Here is a 2,045-nt window from a genome sequence, read left to right as displayed (position 1 = left end):
TCCCTGCCAGCCGCCGAAATCCTCTTCGTAGTAGCGGAAGATCAGTGGAAGGGTGAGTTCGCGCTTTTTGTCGTCAATGAGAATTTCGGATTCGACGAAATTCCGGGTGGCCGCTTCGAGCTGCGCGTCGATTTTTCTGGCTTCATAGAAGGCCACCGGCGGGCAACTCGCGGCGCAGCAAACGAGCGCCATGTGGATGCGCGGGTCGACCTCGCGCGGGCAGCAGCTCATCCGCGGATCGTCGGCGTCGAACATCAGGTTCTTCATTGCCGGGTGCGGGCGGTTGCGGCGCAGCACCCCGTTCTCGATGTCGTCGAGAGTGAAAACCCAGTCACTAACCCGGTAGGCAACCAGGTGGAAAAAGGAGGGAACCTCCATCACGGACTTGCGGATCTCCAGGGCGATGATCCCATGGATGGCCAGCACGTTGTAGAGGTTGAGCCAGAAGGCCAGTCGCTCGCTCTGGGCAAACTCCGTCGGATTCACATGAGGCAGCAGGCGGCTGGTCTCCTGCAGCTCGCGGTACACCGGCGAGGCCTTGATGCCTGCGTAGTCGACGGCGCCCTCGTCCAGGAACTCGCCCTTGAGCTGGTTGCGCAGGCGTCGAAGCGCCTGATCGATGTCACTCGCATCCGGGCCGGCGGCATCGCCCTCATTGAGGATCTTGCGCTTGAGCATGCCCGAGGGCATCAGGCCGCGCACGATCTCGCCGCCGCTGCGCGCGTGCCGGACGACGTCTGTGAAATCATTGAGCGTCCCCAGCAGGGAATTCCTGGGTTTCTTGAGTCGCTTTGCCATGGGGAGATTTGTACCCGCGTCGCCGGCGGCCAGTCCAGCCGGCTTGTCACGGGCCCGGCGATGGCTTAAAGCCTCCCTACGGGCGGCCTTGGGGGGATGTCATGGAAGAAGAACTCGAAACCGTAAAGCACCTGAGCGAGAAGCTCATCGACTTTGGCGTTCAGTATGGCGTGCAGGTCTTTGGCGCCCTGATCATTTTGCTGCTGGGCGTCCTGATCTCGAAGTGGTGCGGGCGCATTGTCACCGACTTTCTCGAAAAGAAGAACGTCGATGTGACACTTACGCGCTTTATCGGGAGCACCTCGCGCATCGCGGTCTTCTCGCTGTTCCTGATCATCAGCCTTGGCAAGTTCGGCATCACGCTGGCGCCGCTGATTGCGGCGCTTGGCGCCGTGGCCTTTGGAGCGACCTTTGCGCTGCAGGGGCTTTTCGCCAACTACGCCGCGGGCCTTGCGCTCATTCTCACGCGCCCGTTCAAGGTCGGCGACACCATCGTCGTGCAGGGCGCTTCGGGCGTCGTGGACGAGATCAAGCTCGCGGCCACGATCCTGAGCACCGAGGATCAGGAAACCATCACGATTCCCAACAAGATGGTCATCGGCGAGATGATGCAGAACTCCTACGCGAACCGCATCGTCGAACTCACGGTGGGAGTCGACTACGGCGACGATCCGGCCGTTGCCGCCGATGCAATCGTCAAGGCGCTCCGGGAACAGGAGCTTGTCGTCAAAGAGCCGCCGCCGCAGGCGGGCATCGAGGGATTTGGCGAATCGAGCATCGACATTGCCGTGCGCTACTGGCTTCCAACGCGCCGCTACTTCGAGGGACGTGGCAGCGCGAACCTGGCCATCTGGAATGCGGTGTGCGCCGCGGGCATCACCATCCCCTATCCCCATCGCGACGTGCTCACGCGCGAGGAAAAGAAGCAGGCCTAGGGCAGTTCCTGCCTGCGCGGCGCCGTGAACCCGTCGCTGCGAAACCACCCCGTCGCCGAGTAGCGCCTGCGCGCAGTAGCCGTGACCTCGTGCCAGATCGATCCGCTCAGGAAAAACGCGGTGGTTCCCAGGCGCGGGACAATCTCTGTTGTGACAAGTCCCGGCGCCGTCTCCGAATACAGGCGCAGCAGGCCGCCGTCCTCTTCCTTCCACTCGCGGTTGAGGTAAGTCACGAAGGTGACCTCGCGCGCATTGGAGTCGGCAAAGCGGTCGAGGTGTTTCCGGTAGCCCGCGCCCGGCGGGTAGATGGCC

Annotated in this window: 3 protein-coding genes; 1 reads left to right on the top strand and 2 read right to left on the bottom strand. The window is 62.7% G+C overall.

Annotated elements, in window-relative coordinates; all coding sequences use genetic code 11:
• On the bottom strand, positions 1 to 798 hold a 798-nt coding region (locus KDH09_16250), incomplete at its 3' end, for a DUF547 domain-containing protein (protein MCB0221250.1).
• Between the two features lie 101 nt (positions 799 to 899).
• On the opposite strand from KDH09_16250, the gene KDH09_16245 reads away from it, so the two are divergent.
• Positions 900 to 1,733 (top strand): mechanosensitive ion channel family protein, encoded by an 834-nt coding sequence (locus KDH09_16245; GenBank protein MCB0221249.1) that lies wholly within the window; start codon positions 900 to 902, stop codon positions 1,731 to 1,733.
• Here KDH09_16245 and KDH09_16240 read toward each other — a convergent pair.
• Positions 1,730 to 2,045: 2OG-Fe(II) oxygenase (locus KDH09_16240; protein ID MCB0221248.1), on the bottom strand; the 316-nt coding region annotated here is incomplete at its 5' end. The two genes, KDH09_16245 and KDH09_16240, sit on opposite strands and share 4 nt — an antisense overlap.

Source organism: Chrysiogenia bacterium (assembly GCA_020434085.1).
Taxonomy (GTDB): domain Bacteria; phylum JAGRBM01; class JAGRBM01; order JAGRBM01; family JAGRBM01; genus JAGRBM01.
This window is presented reverse-complemented; position numbering and strand designations above follow the sequence as displayed.